Here is a 20,794-nt window from a genome sequence, read left to right as displayed (position 1 = left end):
CCGTGGCGCCCTCCCTGGACAGTATTGCTTTCACCGTCTCCGACGGAGTGGGTGAAATCGTTCTCAACCGTCCCCAAGTGCATAACGCGATGGATAGCGATATGCACCGAGCTATCTCGACAATCATCAGGGATGCCGACCATGACGACGACATCCGAGTCATTGTGGTCAGAGGCGAAGGTCCATCCTTTAGTTCCGGTTCCGACCTAAAAGAAATACGGCTTCTTGTGGGTGAAGCCGAACAGCGATACGTCGAACTGGATTTTGAGACGAAGAACATTGTCCAAACGTCGAAGAAGCCTACGATCGCCCTGATCCACGGCTACTGCCTCGGTGGAGGTCTCGAACTCGCCCTCGCGTGCGATATCCGCATCGCCTCCGAGGATGCCGTTTTTGGGATGCCAGAGGTAAGTCTTGGAAGTCTCCCCGGTTCCGGCGGCCTCCAACGCTTACCGGAGGTCGTTGGTGTCGGAATAGCGACCGAGTGGGTCCTCTCAGGGCGTCGGGTATCCGCCCAAGAGGCATATCAGCGCGGGCTTGTCTCAGCAGTCCACCCTGCCGACGAACTACGTGAAAAAGGTCTCACGCTGGCCACACAACTGAGCGGGCAGAGCCTGACGTCAATGCGTTTGGCAAAAGTGGCAATGAGGCCAGAGCCACTTTCTTCTCGCAGCCTGGTCGGCGTGTTCCAGGCCATGGGAGGCGACCTCACCCATCGCCAGGAGAGCTACCAAGAAGTGACGAAGAGGTTTGAGAAATGACAGGTCTCTGCTGCATTCGCAGCAGATTCTCGACAGGACAAAGCTGTGTTGTCGAGTCGAAAGGGAAAGGAAAGAAATGCCAAGAGTAACGACTACTGCAAGTCGCAAATCGCGGCTTACTCTGCTCCTCGGCGTTGTCAGCATCAGCGCGCTCGCGCTGGCTGGCTGCGCTGGAGGGGGAGAGACCTCGAGCTCGGGGGACACTTCTGGGGGCGACTCCAGTTCCGCCGGCTCGACCGACACGGAAATCACTATCGTGTTGCCCGAAGAGCCCAGAAGCCTTGCAAGCTGGAATGCGTATTCCAATGACGGCTTCCCCATTTTGAGGAACGTTGGTGAAGGGCTCATCAACCGTGACCCGGTGACAAACGAACTTGTCCCCGAATTGGCCACGGCCTGGGAGCAGGTTGACCCCAACAACTGGCAGTTCACCCTTCGTGAAGGTGTGTCGTTCCACGACGGCACCCCCTTCAATGCGGAAACAGCAGCCGCAGGGTTGAACTATGTTCTGAGCGAAGAGAACGGGTTCCCGATGCGGAACTTCCTCGGCTCTCAGACCAACGCCACAGCTGAGGGAGAATATCTCCTCAACGTAGAGACGGTTGATCCAGACCCGATTTTGGACCTTCGTCTCTACTTCGTCACCATTCCATCCTTCCCCGCAATTGAGGCGGATCTGGCTGGTTACGAAACCAACCCTGTGGGTACTGGTCCCTACATGCTGGATGAGTGGAACCGGGGAACAAGCATCACTCTGGTCCCGAACCCCGACTGGTGGGGCAACTCAGCTGGCGACGAGGCAAAGGGAACCCAACAGATCACGAAGGCCAACTTCGTGTTCCGTTCGGAGCCGACCGTTCGTTCGGCGATGGTGTCCTCTGGCGAGGCAGATTTTGCTCGCTGGATCACGCCGGAAGACTGTGACGCGGCAAGCGACTACGTCTGTGTTGGTGGGCCAACCATTGAGACGGCAATTTTCCGCCTTGACACCCCACACATCGCGATGTCTGACGTTCGGGTTCGCGAAGCCATCGCGCTGGCCTTTGATAAAGAGGCCATCATGAACGACATTCTTGGAGGCGGAATCACCGTCCCCCAGATTGTTGCTCCCACAACCCTGGGCTTCAACGACAGCCTGGAGCCTTACCCGTACGACCCTGAGCGCGCAGCGGAACTTGTTGCCGAAGCTGCCGCTGACGGTGTCGACGTGTCGGCCGAGATTGTTGTTGCCGCTCGTGAAGGGTTTATTCCAAAGGCTGGAGAAATCACCACTCTGATTGCTGACAGTCTCAATGCGGTAGGGCTAAACGCCACCACTTCCGTATTGGAGACTGCACCAGCTGAAGAGCAGTGGACTCTCGGTTACGAGAACATTCCCGAGGACCGCGGTTGGGCTGGTTTCTGGTTCCACGGAAACGAGCTCTTCGACTACTCGGCCAGTGTGGGTGGCTACTACGCCTGCAACGGTCCGGTGTCAGCCTACTGTGACGAAAATGTCGATGCCCTTTACCGAGAAGCGCTTCAGCTCTCCGGTGACGAGCGCGACAGCAAGTTGCAGGAACTCGCAGAATACGTCTACAACGACGTCGCAATCGTCCCCGTGGGACAGCCTTCATTCTTCTTCGGTCTCAGTGACCGAGTGGATTGGGAGCCCCGCGCAGATGGATTCATTCTGTTGAAGGAAATTACCCTCCAGTAATTTCCCCTGGTACCCAGCGGGCTTCGTGCCCGCTGGGTACCAGACCCAAACGAAGGAGTATGTAATGAGTTTTGAACACCCACTGACGAAGACGTGGTCACAAGGCCGCCAGGCTGTTGGCGGATGGGCGACAATACCGAGCTCCCTTCTGGTTGAGATTGCCGGCAGGCAAGGCCTGGACTATGTGTGCATTGATCAACAACACGGAATGATTGATGATTCGTCTTCCATCGACATGCTCCAAGCAATATCCGTAACCGACGCGGTCCCCTTGATTAGGGTGCGTTGGAATGAACCCGCGGCAATTATGTCCGCCCTCGATGCGGGGGCTCTAGGTGTGATTGTTCCGATGATCGAGACCGCTGACGATGCACGCAAAGCCGTCCAAGCGTGTCGCTACCCGCCGCACGGACAGCGCTCGTTCGGACCGGTGCGGGCAAGAGATGTTATTGGTTCAACCGATCCGCGCGAGTTGGAAAAAATCCTGTGCATCATCATGATTGAAACTGAGCAGGCCATTTCAAATCTCGATGAAGTCCTTGCTGTTCCGGGAGTTGACGCACTCTATATTGGCCCAAGTGACCTCGCGCTGGCCCTGGGAGAAAACCCTGGTAGCCAATCAGAGACCTTCAATAAACAGGTGTCCGAGATTAGACAAAAGGCGCAAGCGCAAGGTACCGCGGTAGGCATTCATACTGCTCACGGGGATGTCGCGAAGCGGTATTTGGACGAAGGTTTCAATTTCGTCACTCTCTACTCTGATGCTGGACTTTTCGCCTGGGCAATTAACGAACACCAGGCACTCATCTCCGGCCACGGCCGCGACAACGGGCCCTCCAGTTACTAGTTATTAAAGGAGATCACACCATGGCATTTCTCAGGTATATCGGAAAGCGGTTGAGCTTTTCTTTCCTGGTCATCTTGTTCATCCTTCTTGTCGTCTGGTTCATGGTGAACGAGGTAGGTGATCCCGCACGTTTGATCATTCCGACGGAAGCTAGTGAGCAGCTGTACCAAGAGACCCGCATCCGGTTGGGCCTAGATGATCCCCTGATTATTCGGCTTTGGCAGGATCTCTCCGGCTGGCTTATGGGAGATTTTGGAAATTCCTTATGGCAGGGGGTGCCAGCCCTGCCGCTCGTACTTAGTCGGCTGCCAGACACGCTTATTTTGACTTTCTTCACGCTGTCTATCGCCGTCCCTCTTGCGCTCTTGCTGGGTATCTTTTCGGCGCTGCGACCTAATTCGTGGCTTGACCGGCTTCTGACAACTGTCTCGCTTGCGGGGGTATCCATTGCCGACTTCTGGCTGGGGCTCATGTTGATCCTCGTGCTCGCGGTTCAGTTTGGAATCTTCCCGACCTCAGGATCTGGCGACTGGCGTTATCTCGTCCTTCCTGCCATCGCTTTGGCGATGCGACCGATTGGACGCCTGGCTCAGGTGGCTCGTTCCTCCCTTGTGGAGGAGATGAGAAAGCCGTATGTCACCACGTTGCGCGCGCAAGGCATGAGCGAGGGAAAAATCGTTCGCCGCCACGCTCTAAAGAACAGCATGATTTCAGTGATCACAATCGGTGGCGATGAGCTCGCAACATTCCTTAACGGAGCCGTGGTGATCGAGACGATTTTCGCGTGGCCAGGGATTGGAAGTCTCTTTATCCAGGCTATTGAACGACGCGATCTACCGCTTATCCTTGCGTGCGTTTTTGTCGTTGCCCTGATGGTTGTCCTCGTCAACCTCCTGGTCGACCTTGCTTATGCCTGGATTGATCCCCGAGCGTCAGTTGTGCAACGTCGGCAACGATTGAACCAAAGACTCCTGGGGGCTCGACCACTACCCAAAGGTCAGCCTTCATTCCCCTCCACCACCGAAGTACGCACGATCCCCGACGAGGTCAACGACCGCAAGTAGTGAGGAAGGAATCTGTTATGGAAGCTGCCGGACCCCTAGCGGGCGTGAAAGTTCTCGATTTTACGGAACGTATGCAGGGCCCTTATGCCACGCAAATGTTGGCTGACATGGGCGCTGACGTCATCAAGGTAGAGAGGCGCGAATCCTTCACTCCCGATGGGCGGCCAGATGATCGCTACGGGGAGAAGGGAAAATACGGCTCGGACCCTGAAGACTCCAAGGTGTATTCCGCGGGGTTCCTGGCGTGTAATCGCAATAAGCGGAGTATCACCGTTGACCTGAAGCACCCGAAGGGAGTGGCAATGGTCGAGCGGTTGGTGGCTCAGGTTGATGTGGTGTACGAAAACTTTAGGCCGGGGGTCATGGAACGCCTTGGTGTGGGGTATGAGCGTTGTCGGGAGCTGAATCCCTCCGTGGTCTACGCGTCTGCGACCGGATACGGGCCAGACGGGCCCTACGCCCGCAAACCGGGTCAGGATGTGCTGGTGGAAGCCCTGACTGGCTGGGGCGCTCTCAACGGTGACAGCGAGGGGCGTCCTGTCCCTGTGGGAACCGCGATAGCCGATACTTTGGGCGCAATGAACGGTGCTTTTGCTGTCGCGGCTGCGCTCGTACACAGGGCGAAAACCGGAGAGGGCCAGCGGGTAAATGTCTGCTTATTTGATAGTGCCCTCGCTGCCCTTGCCGAGTGGGGTGTGCACTTTTTGAACTCTCCGGCAGGGGAGCCTCACCGCACTCCTGCCACCCATGCGAGCCCTTACACCCCACCCCCTTACGGGTTTTACAAGACCAAGGACGGTCACATCGCTCTCTCGAGTGGTCGTCAAATCAAGATTCTGAGTGAGATTTTGGAAATCGACGACCTTTCGGTGGATCCTGATTACTCGAGCTATTGGCCTCGGTTTAATAATCGGGAACGCTTTTCGGCGATTCTTGAAGAGGCTTTGGCCCGAAAGACAACTGCCGAATGGGTGGCGTTGATGGAGAAAGAAGACATGTTCGTCGCGCCGGTCAATTCTCTCGAGCAGGCTTTTTCGGACCCTCAAGTCGCCCACAACAACATGGTCCAAGAAGTGCCCAGCCCGATTGGACCCCTCAAACTCCTCGGTCCTCCCTACGTATTGAGTGAAACTCCGGCAACGATACGATCTGCGCCACCCACTCACGGGCAGCACACTGATGAGGTCCTTCAAGAAGCCGGTTTCAGCGAAGAGGAAATCGCCGAGCTGAAATCGGACAAAGCGATATAAGCGCTGTATCTGTGCACTCCAGATCGGTTTAACTTCGGGGGAAGGGGAGCTGCTTTGCGGAGTTAGCCAACCCGCAACGAAGGTTTTGCGGGTTGGAATGGTAGGAAACGACACTCCTTAGGTCCCGAATGAAAAGGATGTCGGTGGTTGCCGATAACGTCTGTGCTCTTTGGCTAAAGGGGGCGACATGGACTGGTTTGAGTATTGGTTGATTTTTGACGACGAGGAATGCGTGGAAACCCACTCCGTCATTTGTAGTGGCCTTGATGAGGCCACAGGCTTATTTGACGAGCTGTATCTGCAATTGCACCTTTCGGGGCATATCGAAGATTACGGTCTTACCCCTGATCGGCGGCCTTCGGCGATTGCCCTCCGGGAAAAAGACGGCGAAGAGAATCTCGCTTCGTATGAACTGCACCTTGATGTAACGGGCTAAGCCGAAGGCGGGCCAGGGTATCCGCTTCGGTGGTTTTTTCAGCGGCGAGGCTATTCGTCCCGGCCGTACTCCCCGTAATGGGTATCTGGGTATGCAGTGCCTGGTTCGTAACCGCCACGGCCTGAATGGAAGTCGCCCTCATTCATGCCATCGGGGTGGTCACCGTTGGCGTCTGGGCCGCTACGGCTGGTCTCTGCTGGCCTTAATGTTTTAGTGGACGGAGTGCTGAATGTTTCGGACCAGATCGACAGGACTTTGCTCACAAACCAGATCAATGCGGCAATGATGGCTATTCCGGCACCGAGGCTGATCAGGTTTTCCATGCCCACAGCCTTACAGTCACCTCAGACATATCGCTACCCCCGCAGTATCGACTGTGTTGGCTCAAACGGGGGTCTTCTTACCACTCCTCGCCCGTCACATGCCGAGGTCAGATGAACATTCCGTGCACTAGCTGATTGTGGTGAAACGCTTGGCGTCTTCCGCTGCAGGGTAGGACGCCTGGGCTCCGAGGCGTTGCACGCTCTCCGAGGCGGCATGAACTCCTGATCGAAGAGCTTGCTGCCACGGATGGCCACCATTCAGGGCCGAGACGAAGTAGCCCACAAAGCAATCACCCGCCCCCACAGTGTCAATCGCCGTGACTTTGGGTGCTTCTGCGAAGTATGGCTCGGAGCCGGCGGCATGGCCGAGTGCTCCTTGTGAGCCGAGGGTGACCACCACATTGGTGCCAATTGCTTCTGACCAAGCAGGGACCTGCTCGATAAGTTCTCCCGGCGAGAGCTCTAAAGTGGTTTCGATTCCTACGTCGGTGAGGAGTGCTTCTAGTTCGCCTTCATTGGCGATTAACCAGTCGGTGTGTTCGAGCATTTCGGGCGAAAGCGCTGAATAGGGCGCGATGTTCAACACTGTGGTCATGCCATGTGATTTCGCACTGCCTAAGCCCGCGAGTACAACGTCGTGACCCAACTCGAGTTGGCTGACGAAGAACTTCGCCTGTGAGTGAGTTGACACTGCGTGTTCAGCTGCTTCTGGCGTGATCTTTCCCGATGCACCCAAGAACACTGTGATGCGGTTTGCTCCGTCTGGTTGAACCCAAATTGTTGCATTGCCTGAAGGTCCATCAATCTGCTCGAGGTGTGCAAGATCAATGCCCTCCTGGGACAGACCCTCCAGCATCATCTCCCCGAAAGAATCGGTGCCCACACGCCCAATGAAGCTGACAGCGCTTCCCGCACGACGTGCGGCGACTGCTTGATTCGCGCCCTTGCCCCCAAGTCCTATTGTGAAATCAGAGGCAATGATGGTTTCACCCTCAGCGACTTCGCGGGGAACGTAGGCGACGAGGTCAACATTAGTGTTTCCGAGGACCACTACGTGGGCTACGGGCCGACCAGTGCTGTCGTCGTCTTGAGTCGCGTGCATTCCCCCACTATCCCATTAACGAGGGGATGCGCAGGGGGCAGAGTAATTAGGCACGGGAATTGAGCACGGGAATTGGACCCTACGCGGCGAAGTCTGATTCGGCGCTTCGTGTGAAGCTGACTTGGGGCTTTCTTGAGCTGTGTTGAGCGTTCTTGGGCGCCGGCGGTTTTTGTTGCTTTAGGCCTCGGATAGCCAATGGAGCGAGTTGGCGGAGAAAAGTTGGAAACTCGTGCGGGGAAGAAAAATGGCGGTTTCGGAGGCCTATTTGGCCCCCGAAACCGCCACCGTTAGTTCTACTGGTTCGACAAATCGTTGAAGAGCTCGTGGGCGTCTTCAGCAGACATCCCTTCGTGGACGACCTTCGATACTGCGGTGATCATCGCACGGGGGTTGGCACTTTGGAAGATGTTTCGACCCATGTCCACACCGGCAGCACCTTCATCAATGGAGCGCCTTGCCATAATCAGTGCGTCTAATTCGGGAAGTTTCTTCCCTCCTGCGACAACGATGGGCACCGGGCAGGTGGACACCACAGTGTCAAAGCCTTCTTCGGTGTAGTAGCACTTGATGATTTGCGCTCCCAGTTCGGCACCCATCCGAGTGGCGAGACGGAAGTAGCGCGCATCCCGCACCAACTCCTTACCTACCGCAACAACGCCCATGACCGGGATGCCGTAGCGCATTCCCTCATCGACAAGTGTGGTGAGGTTCTTAATCGATTGGGTTTCAAACTCCCCGCCAACAAACATTTGAACGGCGAGAGCTGAGGCGTTGATGCGGATTGCATCATCAAGGGTGATGGCGACCTGTTCATTGGACAGCTCTTTGAGAATGCTGGGTCCTCCAGAGGCACGCAACACAATCGCTTTATCCATGGCGGGGTCGACTGACGTGCGAATGGCACCCCTTGTGGCCATCAAAGCGTCTGCTTTATCCAGTAGGGGCGGAATGGTCAGGTCAAGGCGTTCTAAACCAGTGGTGGGTCCTTGGAAGTAACCGTGGTCGACAGCGAACATCACTGTCTTTCCCGATTCTTTACGGAAAATCCGTCCGAGGCGGTTTTTCTGGCCCCATTCCAAAGAGTTTGCTCCTCGCACGTGGAAACCATGATTTTCCACGGGAACGTCCGCAAAGTAGTTACGTGATTCGGTGTCGTCTGCCTCTGGCATTTTTCTCCTTCTAGTGGTGGCTTTTTTGCTGGTTATGGCGTGGGAATAATCGCGACCTTGATGGCGTCGGGAGCGGAAATGGTCTCCACCGCCTGGTCGTATTCTTCGAGACTGAAACGGTGAGTGATCAGTGGGTCCACCACGATTCGGCCGGTTTCTAACAGTGCCATTGCCTGTTGGTAATCGGGTACCGTCGAGTTTGAGCTTCCTACTACTGTCAGCTCTCGGTAGTGAACCAGGTTGGGGTCAACCGAGGCCATTTCTCCTGCAGGGAAACCGGCAAAAAGGCTGACCCGTCCGTGTTTAGCTGCCAGGCTCATGGCTTGGTTCACTAACGCAGGTATTCCAATGCAGACGATGACGACGTCGGCACCTTGCCCGTTGGTGGCTGCCAGCACCAACTCTTCAAGATTTTCTTGAGTCGGGTCGACTGCCAACGAAACCCCAAACTGGGACCCAAGGTTCCGCCGAAATTCCATCGGCTCACTGAGAATGACTTGGTGGGCTCCGGAGAGTTCGGCGAGGGCGGAGTGGAGTAATCCAATGGCTCCGCCACCCATCACCAGCACGGTGTCGCCGACACCGACGTTCAAAAAACGTTGGCCATGAATGATGCACGAGAGCGGTTCAGCGAGCGCTGCTGCGGCGGGATCCAGATCGGCGGAGTAGGAAACAACTACACCATCGGCTACAGCCCTCGCGGGAATGCGGATAAATTCCGCCATGCCACCATCAGTTTGGTGACCGAGGACGAGGGCGTTCTCACACAGATGCACCCTTCCTCTTTGGCACTGGTAACAGCCACCGCAGGAGTAGGTGGGGCATATGCCCACGGTGTCACCGGGGGAGTAGGCATCGACGCCTTCTCCGATTGCTTCGATGACACCGGCAACTTCATGCCCGAGAATTCGGGGCGCGATGACGCCCTTTTTCTTTAATCCTCGAACAATTCTTAAATCAGTCCCACAAATAGTGTTTGCACCCACCCGAATCACTAATTCTCCCGGGCCGGGAGTGGGGGTGTCGACGTCCTCCACGCGGACGTCGCTTGGGCTGTGATAGCGCACGGCTTTCATGTGGGTGGGTTCTCCTTGTGTGCTGATGAGACTGAGGGTAAGAGTGCTTGGGCGGTCGCAGAGTCGGTCAGCAGTGTCGTGATGTAACCGCTTTGCGCTGCTGCGTTGATGATTTTTATCTTTGACGCGCCATACGCAATCGAGATGGTCTGCGGGATGTTTTTGAGCTTTTCGATGTCAACACCAATGACTCGAGAGGAAAACTCGGTGGATACGGGGACACCTTGTTCGTCAATGAAAATTCCGGCGACATCGCCCACTGCGCCGAGACCGGCGAGCTGTGCGGTGTCTTTTTGGGTGATGTACCCCGCACCGACGAGGGCGGAGGATTCGGGAGCCAAAGCACCGAGGCCGACTAGCGCGACGTCTGCTTGCGCTGAGCGCTCAAGCACATGTGACACTGCGCTTTGCTGACGCAGTGATTCCGCCGCAGCCACACTGTCGAGCATGAGGGGCGCACTCAGCAATTCGAGCTTTGCGCCCAGTTTATTGCTCGCTTTTCTGGCCAACTCCACCCCGTTCGAGGCGTCGTCGCTAATGCGCATCGATCCAATCATCTGAATGACGCTGAGGGTTGACTGCGTGGGGTTAAACAGGTGATCCACGACGTGACCGATCGAGCGTCCCCAACACACGCCCAATGTGCCGGGGTTCGGCAGCGAGTCTGCGACGAGTCCTGCGCCAATACGACCTAATGCATCTCGGACGTTGGGGGCCGAACGGGCATCGCCCTCAACAACGACGACTTGGCTCAGGCCGAGGTGTGCTGCGAGCTGCTGCTCCCAGTCCATGCGTCTGTGAACAGGAAAGCGAACCGAAATCTCGACTAGGCCTCGGTTCATGGCTTCTTTAATCATCCGGGACACGGTGGACCGGGACGCATGGATCAGGTGGGCAATTTCTTTCTGGTCCAGTCGTTGCACAAAGTGCATATGCGCGACGCGAGCGAGTTCTTGGTCATCGCGGCGATCAATGGTTGTTTCCATCAAGCTCCACTTGCGCTTTCGCCTTTTTGCCGGGCGGAAAGGCGGTGGAGGGTCGGGGCGAGGGCATCGTAGGCGGCGCGGTATTCGTCGAATAACGGCTGGTAGGCCTTAGTAATTTCCTGGTCTGGTTGGATTTGATAGTCAACATGGACCATATGGTCGACACCTTCTTGGATGCTGGAGAAAATCTCGGCCCCGACGCCAGCCAAAAGCGCTGGACCTAAGGTCGCCGATTCAGCGACCTTCGTGACTTGGAGGGGCACGCCTGACACATTCGCGTGCATTGCCAACCAGAAAGGATTATTCACTGCTCCGCCGCTGACCACCACTTCTGAAATATTGTGCCCCTGCTCCTTGAACCGGCGCATCGTGTTTTCACTGCCGAAACAGACGGACTCAATCATTGCGCGGAAAATGTGCTCTCGTTGGTGACTAAGGGACAGGCCCAGAAGGGCGCCCCGTGAGCGGGCGTCGACATAGGGCGTTCGGTTTCCTTGGAAGTGGTCCAAGACGAGAAGACCATCGGAGCCGGGCGGTAGTTGCTCGGCTTTTGAGGTGAGCTCCCTGAAGAATTCCTCGGAGGCCTGGCCTCCCACCAAATTGCGGAACCAGCCAACCATCGAGCCACTGGAGGTTTGGCCACCCTCCACGGTGTACTGGCCCTCGATGACGGCGTCGGGGTAGCTGCCCCAGGTGCCTTCGCCGTGGGTTCTTTTTGCCGTTTGGAGTAGGAGCAGGTGTGAAGAGCCGGTGATGAGCGCCATCGCACCGGGGTTGACAACGCCCAGGCCCACCTGGGCCACGAAGGCGTCTGCCCCGCCCATGACGACCCGCGTGCTGGGGTCAAGCCCTAATTCTTCGGCAGCGCTGGAGGTGAGGTTTCCCACGGCGGTGCCCATTGGTACCACCGTGTCAGGGAGCTTGTCGACGAGATCGGCAATGCCGACTCGGGCATACAGTTCGGAAGCCCAGCCGCCCTTCTCACGGTCGTAGTATGCGCGGATCGCTGCGGTGTTGAGCGAGGCCACTTTCTCTCCGCTGAGCCTCCAGGTGAGGTAGTCGGTGTACTCAGCAATCCAGCTTGCTTTTTCGTAAGTCTCGGGTTCGTGCCGGGATAGCCATAGGGATTTGGAGGTGAGCCACTCGGCGGATGCGTGGTGTTGGCCTGAAAGCTCTAGCGATGGCGAACCACTGGCCGCAATATCTGCCGCTTCCTGCTCGGCGCGAACGTCCATCCAGATGATTGCGGGTCGAATCACTCGACCTGAGTCATCTAGGCACACCACTGTGCAACTCGTGGCTCCTACCGCGATTGCCGCGATGTCAGAGGGTTCGGCGTGTATTTCATGCATTGCCTGGCGCACACCAGCAACGGCGGCCGACCACCAGTCATCAGGATTTTGTTCTGCCCAACCGGGCCGGAGGAAATTGGTGGGGTACGCGTTTCTTACGTAGACGAGGGGGGTTCCTGAAGTGTCGAAAATTCCAACGCGTAAACCTTCAGTTCCGCCGTCGAGACCAATGAGAAGAGGCCCGTGGGACATCAGTGTCTCCTTTGCCTTTGCTAACTAAATCGATACCCTCAGCGTAGGGTCAACAACCCGATAGCGTGCACAAAATTGAGCAACAACGCAATTAATTTCACCGCGAGTGTCGTGGCACTTCACAAGCCTCAAGACTTGCCGGCCCACGGAACCCGTGTGATCACGGCCTGGTGACAAATTGCGAAATTTATGACACGGATGCCCGGATCACCGGCAAGGGCAGTTGGGATGCGCGCAGGGGATTGAGGAAACTGTCGGTAATGATTGAGGTGAATCTATCGAGGCTAAATACCCGAAACAGGGCTCTGCGGTGGAATTTTGAACTATCGGCTACCAGGAAGGCGTCCTTCGCACTGTCGAGCATTGCGCGTTGGAGTTCAATCTCGTAGCTGGTGTTACTAAACGCACCATTGTCGCTGATCGAATCGGCGCCAAAGATGGCCACATCAACTCGAAGCTGTTGAACTTGTTCCACTGCGGTCGGGCCCCACATGTTGGTCGACTCCGGAAGGAGCTCGCCTCCGATAAACACGAGTTGAATTCCCGGTCGTTTGGCGACTTCTAATCCAATTCGCAAATCGTTGGTCACAATAGTCAGCTCGGCGTGTTCTAGTGCCTTTGCCACTTCCAGCGTTGTGGTCCCACTGTCGAGTAGCACGACCTGACCTTCGCGGATTCTGTCAGCCATTGCTCGGCCGATCAGGCGCTTCTCACGAATGTGGGGCGTGGGGGGTTCTGCCTCGTCGGCCGAGAGCTGAATTCTCGCACCGCCATAAGAGCGCTCAATGAGCTGCAGCTCGTCGAGTTTCGCGAGATGGCGGCGAATGGTCGACTCGTCGACCCGCAACTCGTCTGCCAGATCTCGTACTGATCGGAAACCGTGTTGCTGGATCGATTCAAGGATTTGAGATTGCCGCTTCACTGCGTCCTCCTGAAGCTATCCAGATGTGAACCCCACGATAGCGGGGAATTGGTAACATTTCGGCCACGATGCACAACTTTTGCACGAAACGTGCAGGAGCGTGATTGACATCGGGCAAAACCAGACCCTACAGTGAGGACACTCTGGTTGGTAGCGGGCCAGGAGGTTAGATATCTTCGCTACGCCTTATGAACACGAAGGAGTGATCTTGAAGTTCACGAAGAAATGGACCGGACTTGCGGTCCTGGGAGCAGCAGCTCTCGTACTCTCGGGTTGCACCTCGACCGAAGCCGACACGGCTGCAGTCGATGAGGGCTCGGCAGACGAGAACACCAGTGAAGAAAGCAGTGCAGCCGCGTCAGACCAGTCAATGGTTGTGGTTGTGAAGCTCACCGGTATCGGTTGGTTCGACCGCATGGAAGAGGGTGTCGTTGCCTTTGCCGAGCGCACTGGAATCGACGCCCGACAGGATGGTGGAGACGACGCCAGCCCTGAAAAGCAGGTCGCCATTGTGCAGAACCTGATTGCGCAGAACCCCACCGCAATCGGTGTGGTTCCGAACTCCATCGAGGCGATGGAGACAGTCTTGGGTGAAGCCCAAGCTGCCGGCATCATTGTTGTGGGACACGAAGCGGTTGGCATGCAAAACGCTGACGCCGTAATCGAAGCCTTCGACAACACCTGGTACGGCGAGCAAATCATGGACAACCTGGCCCAGTGCATGGAAGAAGAGGGCGAGTACGTTCAGTTTGTCGGTGGGTACACCGCTCAGAGCCACATGCAGTGGGTTGAGGGTGCACTTGCATCGCAGACTGCCAACTACCCGGGTATGACCCTGGTGGAGGAGCCCATCGAAAGTAAGGAAGACGAGACCGTCGCTTACGAGCGCGCGAAAGAAATCCTTGCTAAGTACCCGAACATCAAGGGCTTCCAGGGTTCAGCTGGAACAGACGTGGCCGGTATCGGACGCGCCGTTCAGGAAGCTGGCCTGCAGGATTCCGTGTGTGTGATGGGAACCAGCATTCCGTCAGTGTCAACCAAGTACCTCGAAGACGGCTCGATCGACAAGATCTTCTTCTGGGACCCGGCGCTCGCCGGTGAAGCCCAGTTGGCGATCGCACAGATCCTCGCCGACGGAGGAACAATCAGTGCAGGAACCGACCTGGGCATTGAGGGCTACAACAGCCTCTCGCAGCTCGACGGTTTCGACAACGTGTGGGTTGGTGAAGCCGCGGTTATCGTGGACGCCGACAACGCATCGCAGTACCCCTTCTAAAGAGCTCTCTAGAGCTTCCTGATAGGGAGGTTGGACCCGGAACTCATTGAGATCCCGGGTCCAACTTCCCTTGAGGGGAAGGTAAAGAATTTCATCCAGCACAACGACCGTGAGGGACATCACCGACAATGAGTAAGACGGCGCCGGTTCTTGAAGTAAAGAACATCATCAAGACTTACGGTGGGGTGAAGGCCCTCGACAACGTGTCGATGTCCCTCGTCGCAGGACACGTTCACTGCCTCGCCGGTGAGAACGGATGCGGGAAGTCAACCCTCATCAAAATTATTTCGGGTGTAGAACGCCCAGATTCTGGACAAGTAATCATTGACGGCGAAGTCCAAGCCGCACTGAATCCCGTCGATTCCATCCTCGCCGGAATCCAAGTGATCTACCAAGACTTTTCCCTTTTTCCGAACCTCTCAGTGGCAGAAAACATCTCCATCACTGCACAGGTCGCGCGGAAAACCAAGCTCTACTCATCGAACAAAGCCCGCGAAGAAGCATCCGCGATCGTCGCCGAGCTCGGACTTTCACTCGACCTTGACACCCTCGTGGAAGACCTCTCCGTCGCTGACAAACAACTGACAGCGATTTGTCGGGCACTCGTCAACGACGCCCGCATCATCATCATGGATGAACCGACAACCGCCCTCACTCACAGCGAAGTGAAGTATCTCTTCAAGCTCGTTGACCGTCTCAGGCAGCGCGGGGTGGCACTTGTTTTTGTGAGCCATAAGTTGGAAGAGGCGCTAGAGGTTTCTCAAGATGTGACCATTCTGCGAAACGGACAACACATCATCTCTGGTCCTGCTGAAGAGTTCGACCGTGCCTCCTTGGTGAAACACATCACCGGACGGGAAGTACTTGAAGTGCGAAACGTCAGTACTCCGGATTATCAGTCACCGCCGCTTCTCTCAGTAGAAGGCTTGGACCTCCCCGGGGCATTCTCAGGAGTCAGTTTCACTGTTCATCCGGGAGAAATCGTGGGTATCTCAGGTCTTCTTGGCTCCGGTCGGACCGAAATCGCGGAAGCTCTCTTTGGAGTGCGGCCGGCGAAAGCGGGCACCGTGCAAGTGGATGGAAAGACCGTGAAAATTCGGAGCATCAGGGATGCTCTGCGGGCCAAAATCGGTTACCTACCGGAGGATCGCCTTTCGCAAGGTCTCTTTCTTGAGCGCTCCGTCGGAGAAAACCTGATCGCAAGCTCCCTCGACTCACACCGAGGACGGGGGCCCCTGCTGGATTCGGCCCGAGTGAAACAGACCATTTCCGAAATGTTTGACCGGCTCCGAATCAAGGCAGCGAGTACTGAGGCAAAGGTGCGAAGCCTCTCTGGGGGAAATGCCCAGCGCGTCGTGATCGGCAAGCTGATCGCCACCAGGCCGAAAGTGTTGATCCTCAACGGACCCACGGTGGGTGTTGACATTGGTTCGAAGGAACAGATTTTGGAAATTCTTCGAGCAGAAGCAGCGGGCGGGATGGGAATCATCGTCATATCCGACGACGCCGCCGAGCTCGTGGCGGTGTGCAACCGAGTGTTGGTAGTAAAACAGGGACGAATTGTGGAAGAACTCACCAGTGAGCAAGTCAGCGTCGGGACGATTCAGGAGAAAACTGCAGCATGAGCAACTCACGAATGTCAACAGTGGCCCAATTTGTTGAGCGTTTTCGTGGCGCTAACAACGAAGGCATCCTCCTTCTCGTGCTTGCTGCACTGGTCTTAGTGATTGGCACACTAAACCCCGTATTTTTCTCGGTCAGCACGCTTTTCTCGATTCTCCGGGGTGTGCTTGTTCCATTGATTTTGGCCCTTGCGGTGTTGATCATCATGATTTCGGGCGGAATTGATGTGTCGTTTGTGGCGATCGCAATATTCGCGGGCTACACCTCAGTGGTTATTGCCCAGTCTGGTGGGGGTGACCCCGGGCTCATCGTGATCATTCTCATTGCCTTGTTCTTTGGTTTGTTACTTGGCGCCTTCAACGGCTTTGTCATTAGCCTTTTCCGGCTACCTACCTTGATTGTTTCCCTGGGAACCCAGAGTCTCTTTAAAGGCATCCTGTTGGCCTACGTGGGCTCGAAGTACATCGCCAACCTTCCGCCGAGCATGGACAGTGTGGCCACAACCAACATTTTGTCCATCCCACAAGATCAGGGGGTGGCAAACCTTCACGTCCTGGTCATCCCGGTCGCCATCATCTTGATTCTGGTGGCCTGGGTACTGAAAAAGACCATGTTCGGACGAGCCGTCTACGCAATCGGTGGCGACATGGAAGCAGCCCGTCGTGCTGGATTCCCGGTCGTGCGCACGCAGTTTTACATTTACATGCTCGCGGGCGCGTTGGCCGCAATAGGCGGATTCCTGCACGTCACCCTGGGCCGGGCAGCCAACCCTCAAGACCTTGTAGGCAATGAGCTTGACGTCCTTGCCGCGGTGGTCTTGGGCGGAGCGTCAGTCTTTGGTGGTCGCGGGTCTGTGTTTGGCACAGTGTTGGGCGTGTTGTTGATACAGGTAATCAACAACAGCCTGATTCTGGCGGGAGTCCCCACGTCCTGGCAGCGCACCGCAGTCGGCGTTTTGCTGCTGGTTGGTGTGGGAATTCAAGCGCTCTCAGCCAGGCGGCAGTCTATGAAATCGCACGTGACCGAAGATACGGAAAAGGAGTAGGGCCGGTGGCTTCACAAAACACTGAAACCAAAACTCTCGCGCTGGCTAACTCCCGAATCGAGACATCGCTGCGGGGGATGCTAAGCCGAACCCAGGAACACAGCTCGGTGACGAGAATGTTGGTGATCCTGCTGGGCTCCTTCGCATTCTTCACCGTGTTGCAACCGGCAATCTTTCTCAACCCAGTAAACCTGCAGAACATTTCGATTGCATCGCCGGAAATCGGAGTGATCGCCATTGCGATGATGTTGGCGATGCTTACGGGGGGTATTGATCTTTCCCTCATCGCTATTGCAAACATGTCAGCGATTACGATCACCACTCTTTACTCGACGCTCGCTGCTGAAGACCCCCAAGCAGCGGCAGAAGCAATGCCTTTTATTGTTCTCTTAGGCCTAGTGGTGGGGGGCGTAGCCGGAGCGTTTAATGGGTTCTTGATCGCGAAACTTCAAATCGTTCCGATTCTCGCAACACTCGGCACCATGCAGATCCTGAACGGGCTTGCGATTGTGTGGACGGGTGGAAGTACGCTCTACGGCGCCCCAGAGGCACTCACCGCAGTGGGAAAGAGCGGGATTCTTTACGTCCCCACGCTTTTTGTGCTCTTCCTGCTTACCGCACTTGGTGTTGGAGTATTTCTCAACCAAACATCACTGGGCAAAAAGCTACAGCTCCTTGGGAGCAATCCAGTGGCGGCAAAGTACTCAGGAATTGATACCTCCAGAGTCCTCATGAGGACCTACATCGTCACGGGATTATTGGGAGGCTTTGCTGGGATTTTGTTCCTTGTTCGAAACCCCACCTCCAGCGCGGACTACGGCAGTTCCTATCTCCTCCTTGCCATTGTGATTGCGGTGCTCGGGGGGACCAACCCCGCAGGAGGATTTGCCACAGTCTGGGGTGTAGTGCTGGCGACGCTGACTCTGCAGGTCGTCTCGAGCGGTTTTACCGCGGTGCGCCTGTCGGCCTACGAGTACGCCATTACCCAGGGTCTAATCCTCATCGTCGTAATGGTTCTGGATTTCCTCAGTTCGCGACGTAAGACACGAGCGCCTAAGTTAAGCCGTTTCAAATTGAGAAGAAAGGAAGTGTGAGCGTCATGAGAAAGATCATTAATGACCCTGAGGCCTTCGTAGACGAAATGATCGAGGGAATCGTCCTCGCGCACCCCGAGTTGGTGAAAACCCCCACCGATGATCCTCGGATCCTGGTTCGAGCGGATGCTCCGGTCGCCGGCAAGGTCGGTATCGTCACCGGAGGAGGATCTGGGCACCTGCCCCTGTTCAAAGGGTACGTGGGAACGGGTCTTGCTTCTGGTGTAGCCATCGGAAACGTGTTTTCTTCGCCTTCGGCGAAGCAATGTTTTGAAGCGACCAAAGCTGTCAACGGTGGGGCAGGTGTGCTTTACCTTTACGGCAACTACGGCGGGGACGTCTTAAACTTCGACCTCGCAGCCGATATGGCTGACCTCGAGGGCATCTCGACCGAGACCGTTCTTGGCTGCGACGATGTGGCGAGCCAGCCTCGCGAGAGAGCCCGCGATCGACGTGGCGTAGCAGGAATTTTCTTTGCGTTTAAAGCAGCGGGTGCTGCAGCGGAAAGAGGCGACAGTTTGGCAGAGGTCGCGGCTGTGGCCCAAGACATCGTCGATCACACGGCCACAATGGGAATTGGGCTCTCACCGACAATCTTTCCGGTGACAGGTCAGGCGAGCTTCGAGTTGCCAGAGGGTGAAATGGAAGTGGGTATCGGAATTCACGGAGAACCCGGAATTCACCGCGGTGAGCTGGAGTCAGCAGACGCCATTGTCGACCGTCTCGTCGATCCGTTGGTGACTGACCTGTCCCTCACAGAAGGCGACCGTGTTGCAGTGCTCGTCAATGGTCTCGGCTCTACTCCATTGGAAGAGCTCTACATCATGTACCGGCGGGTCAATCAGGTGCTATCTGAGCGAAAAATCAGCGTTGAAAAGGTCTATGTCGGTGAGTACGCGACATCACTAGAAATGGCGGGAGCATCAATTTCTTTGCTTGCGCTAAACGATGACCGCAAGGCACTACTCGATGCACCCGCTCAGTCACCGTTCTTCCAGGAAGGTTAAGTCCACGAAATGGATTCTGCACGACTAAAAATTGCCATCAAGAACGCCCTTGGGGATCTCGTCGACTATGAAAATGAACTGCGAGACCTTGATGCCGCGTTGGGCGACGGTGACCTGGGAATTACGGTCGCTGCCGGATCGCGAGCGGTAATCGACGCATTGGATGGGCTTCCTGAAACCGCAACACCCACCGACATCGCGAGGACGTGTGCGGCGACTTTTGCCGACGCGAACCCTTCCACGATGGCGGCTTTGGTCGCGGGAGGCCTCCTCGCTGGTTCGAAGACGTGGGAAGGCAAGGACACCATCAGTGTGGCTGATGCTGCCCTTTTCGTTCAGGCCGCGGCGGATAGCATCGCAAAGCGAGGGCGTTCCCAAGTGGGGGATAAGACCATACTTGACGCCATCTACCCCGCTGCCGAAGCACTTGGTGACGCAGCTTCGGTCGATGACGCACTCCCCAGCGCTGTCGCTGCCGCTGAGAAAGCTGTTCAAGACACGAAGAGTATGCAGTCCATGAGGGGTCGCGCCTCATGGCTTCAGGAGCGCAGCATCGGGCTCCAGGATCCAGGCGCCACCGCCTTTTGGTATCTATTGCGTTCTTGGCAGAAGACGAACGCCAACTAGTAGCGAGTTTTTGAGAAAAGGAGCAGGAAATGGCACAAATCGGATTTATCGGCATGGGCACAATGGGTCAGGGAATGGCCCTCAATCTCGCCAAGGCCGGTCACACGGTGAAGACCTGGAATCGCACGCCCTTTGATTCTCGCGCTCTAGGAGCAGAACCTGCGGCAACCATGGCAGAAGCCATGAGTGGCGCGGATTACGTCATGTATTGCTTGGGCGATGACCGGGCCGTGGAAGATGTTGTCTTCGGCCCTGAGGGAGTGTTGGCGAACGTTGAGAGTTCACAGGTCGTCATCGATCTTTCGACGATTGATCCTGAGACTTCCGCCAAGGAATCCGCTGCATTTGCGGAAAAAGGCGTCAAGTTCTTGGACGCGCCGGTGTTCGGCTCCAAAGGAGAAACGAATGCTGGGGGCCTATGGATTGTGGTGGGAGGTCCCCGTGAGGTCTTTGAGAGCGCGGCAGAAGTATTGGACCCCATCAGCGAAACAACTCACTACATGGGTGAATCGGGCAGCGGTGCAAAGATGAAGTTGGTTGGCAACCTCATCGTGGCTGCGCAACTCGAAGCTCTGGGTGAATCACTGACGCTAGCGAAAAAAGCCGGCCTGAACCTGGTTGATGTGCTCGGTGTGCTCAAGGTGACCGACTTCAAGTCGCCCATTTTTGACGGAGTAGGTGCCGCTGTGGTCGCTGGAGATTATTCTCCAAGCTTCGCTCTGAAGTGGATGTTGAAAGACGCGAACCTCGTGGTCGCTTTTGCCGAGCGCCTCGGTGCACCAGTGCCGGCTACTCGGTCAACGAGGACCACTATCGAGAAAGCCATCGCAGAAGGTTGGGGCGAAGAGAACGCATCGGCATTGATTAAGGCGCTTTCGAAAGAAGGTGGCGTCGACCTCGCTTCCTAACGTCCACCGCCTCATTATCGATCCCTGGAGTTCAC

At 56.2% G+C, this 20,794-nt stretch carries 20 protein-coding genes; 13 read left to right on the top strand and 7 right to left on the bottom strand.

Annotated features, from left to right (window positions below; translation table 11 throughout):
* The first annotated feature begins 2 nt into the window (after positions 1-2).
* The 6 genes from C3B54_RS06255 to C3B54_RS06230 all read left to right on the top strand — a co-directional run bounded on the left by C3B54_RS06255 (position 3) and on the right by C3B54_RS06230 (position 6,057).
* Entirely contained in the window at positions 3-761 is a 759-nt protein-coding gene (locus tag C3B54_RS06255) for an enoyl-CoA hydratase/isomerase family protein (RefSeq protein ID WP_104913730.1), read from the top strand.
* Between the two features lie 76 nt (positions 762-837).
* Positions 838-2,460: an ABC transporter substrate-binding protein gene (locus tag C3B54_RS06250; RefSeq protein ID WP_104913729.1), complete on the top strand. Its 1,623-nt coding sequence runs from the start codon at positions 838-840 to the stop codon at positions 2,458-2,460.
* 64 nt (positions 2,461-2,524) lie between these two features.
* A complete protein-coding gene (locus C3B54_RS06245; RefSeq protein ID WP_104913728.1) occupies positions 2,525-3,307 on the top strand; it encodes an HpcH/HpaI aldolase family protein in 783 nt (260 codons plus the stop codon).
* A 20-nt stretch (positions 3,308-3,327) separates the two neighbouring features.
* Entirely contained in the window at positions 3,328-4,371 is a 1,044-nt protein-coding gene (locus C3B54_RS06240; protein ID WP_104913727.1) for an ABC transporter permease, read from the top strand.
* A 17-nt stretch (positions 4,372-4,388) separates the two neighbouring features.
* Positions 4,389-5,621 (top strand): CaiB/BaiF CoA transferase family protein, encoded by a 1,233-nt coding sequence (locus tag C3B54_RS06235; RefSeq protein WP_104913726.1) that lies wholly within the window; start codon positions 4,389-4,391, stop codon positions 5,619-5,621.
* A 187-nt stretch (positions 5,622-5,808) separates the two neighbouring features.
* Positions 5,809-6,057, top strand: a complete 249-nt coding sequence (locus C3B54_RS06230; RefSeq protein WP_104913725.1) for a hypothetical protein — start codon at positions 5,809-5,811, stop codon at positions 6,055-6,057.
* Between the two features lie 50 nt (positions 6,058-6,107).
* Here C3B54_RS06230 and C3B54_RS06225 read toward each other — a convergent pair whose 3' ends face one another.
* The 7 genes from C3B54_RS06225 to C3B54_RS06195 all read right to left on the bottom strand — a co-directional run bounded on the left by C3B54_RS06225 (position 6,108) and on the right by C3B54_RS06195 (position 13,179).
* Entirely contained in the window at positions 6,108-6,380 is a 273-nt protein-coding gene (locus tag C3B54_RS06225; RefSeq protein WP_104913724.1) for a hypothetical protein, read from the bottom strand.
* Between the two features lie 127 nt (positions 6,381-6,507).
* The gene (locus C3B54_RS06220; RefSeq protein ID WP_104913723.1) at positions 6,508-7,482 is read right to left on the bottom strand and encodes a ribokinase; all 975 of its coding nucleotides are present in this window, start codon (positions 7,480-7,482) and stop codon (positions 6,508-6,510) included.
* A 293-nt stretch (positions 7,483-7,775) separates the two neighbouring features.
* Complete coding sequence (gene lsrF / locus C3B54_RS06215; protein ID WP_104913722.1) at positions 7,776-8,651, bottom strand: 3-hydroxy-5-phosphonooxypentane-2,4-dione thiolase; 876 nt, start codon at positions 8,649-8,651, stop codon at positions 7,776-7,778.
* Between the two features lie 32 nt (positions 8,652-8,683).
* A complete protein-coding gene (locus C3B54_RS06210) occupies positions 8,684-9,727 on the bottom strand; it encodes an alcohol dehydrogenase catalytic domain-containing protein (RefSeq protein WP_104913721.1) in 1,044 nt (347 codons plus the stop codon).
* On the bottom strand, positions 9,724-10,713 hold the full coding sequence (locus tag C3B54_RS06205; protein WP_104913720.1) for a sugar-binding transcriptional regulator: 990 nt from the start codon (positions 10,711-10,713) through the stop codon (positions 9,724-9,726). The genes C3B54_RS06210 and C3B54_RS06205 overlap by 4 nt, the downstream gene beginning before the upstream one ends.
* Positions 10,713-12,257, bottom strand: a complete 1,545-nt coding sequence (locus C3B54_RS06200) for an FGGY-family carbohydrate kinase (RefSeq protein WP_104913719.1) — start codon at positions 12,255-12,257, stop codon at positions 10,713-10,715. The genes C3B54_RS06205 and C3B54_RS06200 overlap by 1 nt, the downstream gene beginning before the upstream one ends.
* Positions 12,258-12,444: 187 nt before the next feature.
* Positions 12,445-13,179 carry a DeoR/GlpR family DNA-binding transcription regulator gene (locus C3B54_RS06195; RefSeq protein ID WP_104913718.1) on the bottom strand — a complete coding sequence of 245 codons (735 nt, stop codon included), beginning with the start codon at positions 13,177-13,179 and terminating at the stop codon, positions 12,445-12,447.
* A 202-nt stretch (positions 13,180-13,381) separates the two neighbouring features.
* Here C3B54_RS06195 and C3B54_RS06190 point away from each other — a divergent pair, with 202 nt between their 5' ends.
* From C3B54_RS06190 to C3B54_RS06160, 7 genes are all read left to right on the top strand, one after another.
* A complete protein-coding gene (locus C3B54_RS06190) occupies positions 13,382-14,455 on the top strand; it encodes a substrate-binding domain-containing protein (RefSeq protein ID WP_245867838.1) in 1,074 nt (357 codons plus the stop codon).
* 128 nt (positions 14,456-14,583) lie between these two features.
* Complete coding sequence (locus C3B54_RS06185; RefSeq protein ID WP_104913717.1) at positions 14,584-16,080, top strand: sugar ABC transporter ATP-binding protein; 1,497 nt, start codon at positions 14,584-14,586, stop codon at positions 16,078-16,080.
* On the top strand, positions 16,077-17,123 hold the full coding sequence (locus C3B54_RS06180; RefSeq protein WP_245867836.1) for an ABC transporter permease: 1,047 nt from the start codon (positions 16,077-16,079) through the stop codon (positions 17,121-17,123). The genes C3B54_RS06185 and C3B54_RS06180 overlap by 4 nt, the downstream gene beginning before the upstream one ends.
* A gap of 5 nt (positions 17,124-17,128) precedes the next feature.
* Entirely contained in the window at positions 17,129-18,217 is a 1,089-nt protein-coding gene (locus C3B54_RS06175) for an ABC transporter permease (protein ID WP_245867835.1), read from the top strand.
* Positions 18,218-18,222: 5 nt separating this feature from the next.
* Positions 18,223-19,224 carry a dihydroxyacetone kinase subunit DhaK gene (locus tag C3B54_RS06170; protein ID WP_104914306.1) on the top strand — a complete coding sequence of 334 codons (1,002 nt, stop codon included), beginning with the start codon at positions 18,223-18,225 and terminating at the stop codon, positions 19,222-19,224.
* Between the two features lie 9 nt (positions 19,225-19,233).
* Positions 19,234-19,851, top strand: coding sequence for a DAK2 domain-containing protein (locus C3B54_RS06165; protein WP_104913716.1), 618 nt, complete (start codon positions 19,234-19,236; stop codon positions 19,849-19,851).
* A gap of 29 nt (positions 19,852-19,880) precedes the next feature.
* Positions 19,881-20,759 (top strand): NAD(P)-dependent oxidoreductase, encoded by an 879-nt coding sequence (locus tag C3B54_RS06160; RefSeq protein WP_104913715.1) that lies wholly within the window; start codon positions 19,881-19,883, stop codon positions 20,757-20,759.
* Positions 20,760-20,794 lie beyond the last annotated feature (35 nt).

It is taken from the genome of Pontimonas salivibrio (genome assembly GCF_002950575.1).
GTDB classification, from domain to species: Bacteria; Actinomycetota; Actinomycetes; order Actinomycetales; family Microbacteriaceae; genus Pontimonas; species Pontimonas salivibrio.
This window is presented reverse-complemented; position numbering and strand designations above follow the sequence as displayed.

Excerpts from the sequence above, each read along its gene's own strand:
- C3B54_RS06210 (WP_104913721.1), bottom strand. The coding sequence starts at position 9,727 with ATGAAAGCCGTGCGCTATCACAGCCCAAGCGACGTCCGCGTGGAGGAC.
- C3B54_RS06245 (WP_104913728.1), top strand. The coding sequence starts at position 2,525 with ATGAGTTTTGAACACCCACTGACGAAGACGTGGTCACAAGGCCGCCAG.
- C3B54_RS06250 (WP_104913729.1), top strand. The coding sequence starts at position 838 with ATGCCAAGAGTAACGACTACTGCAAGTCGCAAATCGCGGCTTACTCTG.
- C3B54_RS06200 (WP_104913719.1), bottom strand. The coding sequence starts at position 12,257 with ATGTCCCACGGGCCTCTTCTCATTGGTCTCGACGGCGGAACTGAAGGT.
- C3B54_RS06240 (WP_104913727.1), top strand. The coding sequence starts at position 3,328 with ATGGCATTTCTCAGGTATATCGGAAAGCGGTTGAGCTTTTCTTTCCTG.
- C3B54_RS06235 (WP_104913726.1), top strand. The coding sequence starts at position 4,389 with ATGGAAGCTGCCGGACCCCTAGCGGGCGTGAAAGTTCTCGATTTTACG.
- C3B54_RS06205 (WP_104913720.1), bottom strand. The coding sequence starts at position 10,713 with ATGGAAACAACCATTGATCGCCGCGATGACCAAGAACTCGCTCGCGTC.
- C3B54_RS06230 (WP_104913725.1), top strand. The coding sequence starts at position 5,809 with ATGGACTGGTTTGAGTATTGGTTGATTTTTGACGACGAGGAATGCGTG.
- C3B54_RS06180 (WP_245867836.1), top strand. The coding sequence starts at position 16,077 with ATGAGCAACTCACGAATGTCAACAGTGGCCCAATTTGTTGAGCGTTTT.
- C3B54_RS06220 (WP_104913723.1), bottom strand. The coding sequence starts at position 7,482 with ATGCACGCGACTCAAGACGACGACAGCACTGGTCGGCCCGTAGCCCAC.
- C3B54_RS06165 (WP_104913716.1), top strand. The coding sequence starts at position 19,234 with ATGGATTCTGCACGACTAAAAATTGCCATCAAGAACGCCCTTGGGGAT.
- C3B54_RS06160 (WP_104913715.1), top strand. The coding sequence starts at position 19,881 with ATGGCACAAATCGGATTTATCGGCATGGGCACAATGGGTCAGGGAATG.
- C3B54_RS06225 (WP_104913724.1), bottom strand. The coding sequence starts at position 6,380 with ATGGAAAACCTGATCAGCCTCGGTGCCGGAATAGCCATCATTGCCGCA.
- lsrF (WP_104913722.1), bottom strand. The coding sequence starts at position 8,651 with ATGCCAGAGGCAGACGACACCGAATCACGTAACTACTTTGCGGACGTT.
- C3B54_RS06185 (WP_104913717.1), top strand. The coding sequence starts at position 14,584 with ATGAGTAAGACGGCGCCGGTTCTTGAAGTAAAGAACATCATCAAGACT.
- C3B54_RS06170 (WP_104914306.1), top strand. The coding sequence starts at position 18,223 with ATGAGAAAGATCATTAATGACCCTGAGGCCTTCGTAGACGAAATGATC.